Annotated in this window: 6 protein-coding genes and 2 pseudogenes; all 8 read left to right on the top strand. The window is 47.7% G+C overall.

Annotated features, from left to right (window positions below):
- Positions 1–102 precede the first annotated feature (102 nt).
- Positions 103–501 (top strand): annotated as a pseudogene (locus CLH61_RS18595) (integrase); the annotation flags it as partial.
- A gap of 1 nt (position 502) precedes the next feature.
- Positions 503–606 (top strand): annotated as a pseudogene (locus tag CLH61_RS18590) (integrase); the annotation flags it as partial.
- A 364-nt stretch (positions 607–970) separates the two neighbouring features.
- Complete coding sequence (locus tag CLH61_RS16950; protein WP_099615944.1) at positions 971–1975, top strand: hypothetical protein; 1005 nt, start codon at positions 971–973, stop codon at positions 1973–1975.
- A 102-nt stretch (positions 1976–2077) separates the two neighbouring features.
- Entirely contained in the window at positions 2078–3181 is a 1104-nt protein-coding gene (locus tag CLH61_RS16945) for a hypothetical protein (protein ID WP_099615943.1), read from the top strand.
- A 793-nt stretch (positions 3182–3974) separates the two neighbouring features.
- Positions 3975–4700, top strand: a complete 726-nt coding sequence (locus CLH61_RS18375; RefSeq protein ID WP_143752171.1) for a type II secretion system F family protein — start codon at positions 3975–3977, stop codon at positions 4698–4700.
- Positions 4701–4993: 293 nt separating this feature from the next.
- Positions 4994–5272, top strand: coding sequence for a type II toxin-antitoxin system RelE/ParE family toxin (locus CLH61_RS16940; protein ID WP_099615942.1), 279 nt, complete (start codon positions 4994–4996; stop codon positions 5270–5272).
- Positions 5273–5284: 12 nt separating this feature from the next.
- Positions 5285–5599: a HigA family addiction module antitoxin gene (locus tag CLH61_RS16935; RefSeq protein ID WP_036211519.1), complete on the top strand. Its 315-nt coding sequence runs from the start codon at positions 5285–5287 to the stop codon at positions 5597–5599.
- Between the two features lie 184 nt (positions 5600–5783).
- Positions 5784–6398, top strand: a complete 615-nt coding sequence (locus CLH61_RS16930) for a tyrosine-type recombinase/integrase (RefSeq protein ID WP_036211517.1) — start codon at positions 5784–5786, stop codon at positions 6396–6398.
- Positions 6399–6539: the final 141 nt, after the last annotated feature.

Genomic DNA, 6539 nt, shown 5'->3' with positions numbered 1-6539 from the left:
CCCTGGAGGATCAGTTAAAGACTATTCGTCCGTGGACTGCGGTATCTGAAATCAGACACAAGGCATAACCAACGGCTTCACAGCTATCGATTTTCCGCCGCTTTGCGACCGGTTGGTCAGCAGATACCGCTCAAACTCGAACAAATATGGGTTATCCGTATTCGGTTAGAGATAGCAAAGAACATCCGCGAACTGGCGATGTTCAACATGGCAATTGACTGCAAACTCCGATCCTGCGATCTGGTAAAGCTATTGGTTCGCGATATTTCGAGAAACGGTGAGGTTCTGGATCGGGCGCAAGTCATCCAGCAGAAGACCAGTCAGCCTGTTCAGTTTGAGATAACCAAAAAGACGCGCGAATCGGTCGAAGCATGGATCGAGTTGCGCGGACTCTCAGGTATGGATTATTTGTGGCCGAGCTGGATGCGAAAGTCTGACCATATCACGACTCATCAATACGCCCGCCTTGTCAAAAAGTGGATTACCAGCATTGGACTTGATNCCGTCCAGTTGCTGTTGGGACACACAAATATGTCGAGCACCGTGCGGTACCTTGGTGTCGAGGTCGAGGATGCTCTGGAGATAGCTGAGAGTATTGAAATCTAGTTGCGTAACTTGTGTCCTTGGTCCCTGTGGATGCCGCAGATGCTGCCAGCCCCGGTCGATGATCACCCTCGGGTTTCGATCAGGTTCCTCCAGTCGCTAAACAAAAGCGAACATTCGAGTCAGGGCTTTTCTCCAGGGACTCCAAGCTAATCACAGCCCTTTTATCCATTATGACTGTCCGAGCAACTTGCAGAGGCTGAATGATTACATGGCAGACGTGTCCGTGCTCGGCTAAGCTATTGTTTTATGGGTTGATGTGCAGCGTTATTGATGGTTCAAAGTCAGTGACAATGGCGTAGTCAAATTTCTGCAATGATAAAGGCGCTGCTTAATAGCTGTTACGCATCATTTTCGAGGTGGCACTATGTTCGAAGATCTAATTAAAGAGATGGAACGTTTGAATGGCCAAGGAGTCTCCACCGAAATTCAAGCAGACGAGAAGGGTTACATTGATAAGCAGTGTCCCTCGGAGGAATGTGAATTCATCTTTAAAGTGAATGAACAGGATTGGGGGGATATTTTTAAGGATGAAGCTGTTTGGTGCCCGATGTGTAGACACGAAGCTCCAGCAGATCAGTGGTTCACTAAGGCCCAAGTTGAGCACGCTCAAACAGAGGCGTTGGCGGTAGTCCAAGGGAAAATAAACAATGCTTTGCGTTCTGGGGCGCGTAAGTTCAATCGGCAACAACCAAAAAATAGCTTTGTCTCGATGTCGATGAAAGTGAGTGGCGGTTCATACCGTACGCATACCATACCGGCAAAAGCAGCAGAGCTAATGCAGCTCGAAATTCAATGCGAAGAATGTAGTTCGAGGTTCGCGGTTGTTGGTAGTGCCTATTTCTGCCCTGGATGCGGTCACAATTCCGTAACAAGAACATTTTCAGATTCGCTTCGCAAAATCAAAGCGAAAAAAGATAACGTTGATTTGGTAAGAACAACGCTATCTGACTCAGTTGGAGCTGATGAAGCGGAGCTTACGTGCAGATCAATGCTTGAAACCTGCATATCTGATGGCGTTGTCGCGTTTCAAAAATACTGTGAGGGGCTGTATTCTCAATTCGGCGATGCTCCTTTCAATGCCTTCCAGCGGCTAGATCAGGCCAGCTCTCTATGGGAGCGAGCCATACAGAAAAGCTTTCAATATTGGCTCACCGATGAAGAACTCGCAAAGCTATCGATTTTGTATCAGAAGAGACACTTGCTCGCGCACAATGAAGGGATTGTCGATGAGCGATATATCGAAAAGTCAGGGGATTCCACTTACAAAACCGGCCAGAGGATAGTAATACGAGAACATGATATCGAGTTTCTGATGGCAGCTTTACGGAAGCTTTCAGAGGGTATCGAGCGAAGCTGCCAAAATGCGTAATAAATACGTCAACGGGACCCTTTTGTTCCGCTGACGTCCACAAATAGGCTCGTTACGCCAGCGGTATTCTAATCGTTGACAACGAAATTGAGGAGGTCCGGGATGGGTGAGAGGCAAGCGGTGATCATTGCCAATCCGAAGCCCTTCAGGTTGATTCTTCGAGATGAAAGCGACACATGGGAATGCACGACGGAACAGGTCAATCGCTCGACTTACAACTACGTCAAGCTGCATCGAGCAACTCGTTTCATCGACGTTAATCTGACAGAACCGTTTACGCTGGGACTAGGGTATGACGGCAGCCTTATACTTCCTCTCATAAAGGATTATGCCGATCCTGATAAGGCTCTTGATGAATTCAATCGTGTGATTGCTGCTTGTTTTATCGGAGGCCTATACATTGAGGCAGTTTCACCTTCTGATTTGTCATTTGGGCATCTAGCAAATTGTGGCTATTACCGTCATGAGCATCCCTTGGGGGACAATGCTGAACTGCACCGTGCTATCGGTGAGCAGGGAGCTGGAAGCTTCTTCACCATTAAACTTTATAATCCACCTCAAATATTGGCGGATGATTTTGAGTCTTCCTATAGGGTAGGCAATGAAGTATTGGCTTTGGTTCCAACGTTGTCACCTACTCTGTTTACCACCGCATTTACCTACTACCTAACTGGGCAGTTGCGAGAGTCATTAACCCACGCGTGGATTTCAATCGAACAAACGGTCGAGCATCTTTGGCAGGAAAAGATAGTGGAGAATGCCAAAGGCGGTTCCATTCCAAAACGAAGGAAATTCTTGGAGTCCCAACAGTGGAATCTGGCGCATCGGGTTGAGTTATTGTTTAGCCTTGGAGTCCTCGATGACGATTTGTATCGCCATCTAAATTCTGCGAGATCCGAGCGAAACGAATTTCAACATACCGGGAAAACACCTTCGCGCGACGCGGCAAAGTCAGCGCTCATCGCTGTTTCCGGTTTACTTTCTTTAATTGCTACTCTGAAGGGGCACGAGTATGACAAACAGTTGATCATCAGATATTTGGATGGAGAGAAGCGACCTGGCTCATCCATGGCGACTGTAACCAACTATAAGAATGTTGCAGAAGGCTCAGCTTCTCATTGGCGGAGCTTAATTCCTCTTCCAGGATTCAGCGAATGGAAGGACGAAATTGAAACATACGATGACATCCAGTTGATCAAGATTTGACCTGCCTAGTGAGGGGATGGCATAAAATAAGCGTCAACGTGCCCCGTTTGATCTTCTGCGCCCCACACACCGGCCCGTTACGCACGGTGTTTAAGTATTCGCTTTTTGACCCACGAAGCCTTCACAAAGAGTAGATAAAAGCAGCAAACGCAATGATTGAAACTACCAAGGGTTACCAAAGGAGCGCATGGAATTTCAAGAAGACGATGGGATATCGAGCTGAAAGATCAAAACGCGACCCTAGACTGGACGAATCGAGTAACCGGATTGAGGTAGCATCGTAAGCGAAGAACCCTTGCAAGCGCCGCTAACACCAAACTTGCGTGTTGCTATGCAGCGCTAAAACCCTCCATTTTCTATAAATCGGTTTGATCAAATGAACGCAGGGCAAAACATAGATTTTAAAGAAGTAGGCCATTGCGGGGGAAAAATAACCTTCATTTTCAGGAAGGATGGGAACGGGCAACTTCTCTCAAGCATAAAGTGGGCTAGCCAACGCCCTAACCCCGCCGCACTTGCTGGTGTATATGCCCTAGACAATGGTTTGGCCGTATGCCCACTCTTTTTTGCTGGTTTGGGGCAACCATGGAGTCCACCACCCTTCCAGGGATGCGTCCCCGTAATAATAGGGTCAGACAGCGAAGGTCATTTTGGGCACAAATGCTCAAACTGCGACAGATACTGGAGGAGTAACCCTTACCCTAACTTTTGCCCCTACTGCGGTGTCGCGCTGCAAATTAGCTCATGCCTTTCCGACGCACAGAAAACCTACGTTGGCCATTACGTTAAGACTTTGAACGATGCTACGGAGTCAGCTCTTAGTGGTTTGGCACCTAATGAACAGAAAGAAGTTGAAATCGATCTTGACTCAGTCGCTGACGCGGTAGCCAGCCCTGAAAAGCCTGATTTCTACCTTTCAGAAGAATCTCAGCAAAAGAAATTTCATTGCTATCGGTGTGGCCATTTTAATGATGTTCTCGGTCGATACGCATACTGCTCGACGTGTGGAGTCAGAAATGATTCGCAGATCGCTAGTGAAGAGATCGAAGAAATCAGGAACAGCATTAACAATGGAGGAAGTCTATCCACAGCTTTGAGAAGCGGCGTAGCGTTATTCGATTCGTTTATTCGACAGTTTGTTGAACAGATCTTACACCTCGTTCCAATGACTCCTCGACGTCGCAATCAACTAGGCAAGCAGGCCTTTCATGATCTGAAGTTTGTAAGGGAATCCTTCCAGGATTGTCTAGACATCACGCTATGCCGTGACATGAGCGCAACTGATATCACCTATGCTGAAAAGATGTTCCATCGCAGACATCTTCACGAACACAAAGGAAGTATTGTGGATCAAAAATATATCAACGATTCTGGTGACACCAATGTTCGAATTGGTCAAGAATTGCGTGAAACTCGGGAGGATGTCCATCGATTTTTAAGTATTCTAAGTCGAATGTTTAATAACGCTCATGAGCAATTCAACTCGATCATCCCACCAGCCGATATAGATAAACCTTGAGATCCAAAAAGGTGCAGTCGTAGGTAGGCATGAAGAGTCACGAATCCTTTACCGAAAATTTAGAGAGATTTTTCTAGATTTGAAAAAGAACGAGAACAGCTGGGTTAATCTCGCAGTGTTAATGTTCGCTTTGCGACCGGACGGCGAAAGTCTAGCTGCATCCTTACCGCGATCAACTGATGCATATTCTTGGTACGCTGTAGTGCTTTCGGTGAGCGAATCACCGATTCAGTACTCATGAAAAGTGAAAACGAATTTCACGTTTAACGTGTAACGTGATAAAGTGAGCAGCTATGATCAAGAGCTTTAAGTGCAAGCACACTCAGAAGCTGGTTGAAACCGGTCGGACTCGACGTTTCAGTGCGATTCAAAGACCGGCAGAGCGGAAACTGCAACAGCTTCTAAGTGCTGAAGCTCTCAAGGATCTGAAGTCGCCGCCCGGGAACAGACTAGAGCAGCTTTCTGGAGACAGAGAGGGGCAATACAGTATCCGGATCAATGACCAGTGGCGAGTGTGTTTCCGCTGGACAGACGAAGGGGCGGAAGATGTCGAGATTGTTGATTATCACTGAGGAGGTCGCGCAATGGTTACTGTAGGTATGCGCCCTATCCATCCAGGAGAGATTTTACTTGAGGATTACCTTAAGCCTCTTGGCATGAGTGTGAATGCGCTTTCAAAAGAACTTTATGTTCCTGCACAGCGCCTGAACGAAATTGTTCGCGAGCGTCGTGGTGTGACCGCGGATACGGCCATGCGTTTGGCTCGTTACTTTGGGACTACTGAGCAGTTTTGGCTCAATCTGCAGACCGATTACGATCTGCGCCGAGCCCGTGCGGAGAAATCCGATCAAATCAATAAACTGATTACGCCTCGCAAGCCTGATCATGAGGCTGCCTGAGCTTCGCTCATCACCGTTCTAGTCTGTCTGCACGTAAGTCGCGATCGCCGGAGTCCGTCCTTCGGGGCGGGCTTCTCCGGGCTCGCTATTCAAGACCACGGTTAGCCTCACGACAGTCGCAGCAGCAGAAAACACTCTTCTGGACCATACTTATAGGCCCTTCCCCTCCAAAGAGGGCTGCATCATGACATTTCCCATCAGCAAAACTCCCTGGAATAAGGGAAAGCTCGTAGGCCAGAAACTACCGCTCAAACTCGAACAAATATGGGCTATCCGCATTCGGTTGGAGATTGCAAATAACATCCGCGAGCTGGCGATGTTCAACATGGCGATTGATTGCAAACTCCGGTCTTGCGATATGGTGAAGCTCCTGGTTCGAGATATTTCCAGAAACGGAGAGGTTTTGGATCGGGCGCAAGTCATTCAGCAGAAAACCAGTCAGCCTGTTCAGTTTGAGATAACCAAAAAAACGCGTGAATCGGTCGAAGCATGGATTGAGTCTCGCCACCTTTCGGGTATGGATTATCTGTGGCCGAGCCGAATCAGAAAGTTTGACCACATCACTACTCATCAATACGCCCGTATCGTCAAGAAGTGGATAACCAGCATTGGACTGGATCCTTCTGTCTATGCCACCCACTCAATGAGACGGAGCAAAGCGACATTGATCTACAAGAAGACAAAAAACCTTCGAGCTGTACAGTTGCTACTGGGACACACAAATATGTCCAGTACCGTGAGATACCTTGGTGTCGAGGTGGAGGATGCTCTGGAGATCGCTGAGAGCATTGAGATCTAAGTGCGTAACTTTTCTCCTTCGTCCCTGGGTGCTGCAGACGCTGCCAGCTCCAGTCGATGATTACCCTCGGGTTTCGATCAGGCTCCTCCAATCCTAAATTGAAGCGAACTGGACTTACATCGGTCCACTATAAACTCCTGG

It is taken from the genome of Marinobacter profundi (genome assembly GCF_002744715.1).
Taxonomy (GTDB): Bacteria; Pseudomonadota; Gammaproteobacteria; order Pseudomonadales; family Oleiphilaceae; genus Marinobacter; species Marinobacter profundi.
This window is presented reverse-complemented; position numbering and strand designations above follow the sequence as displayed.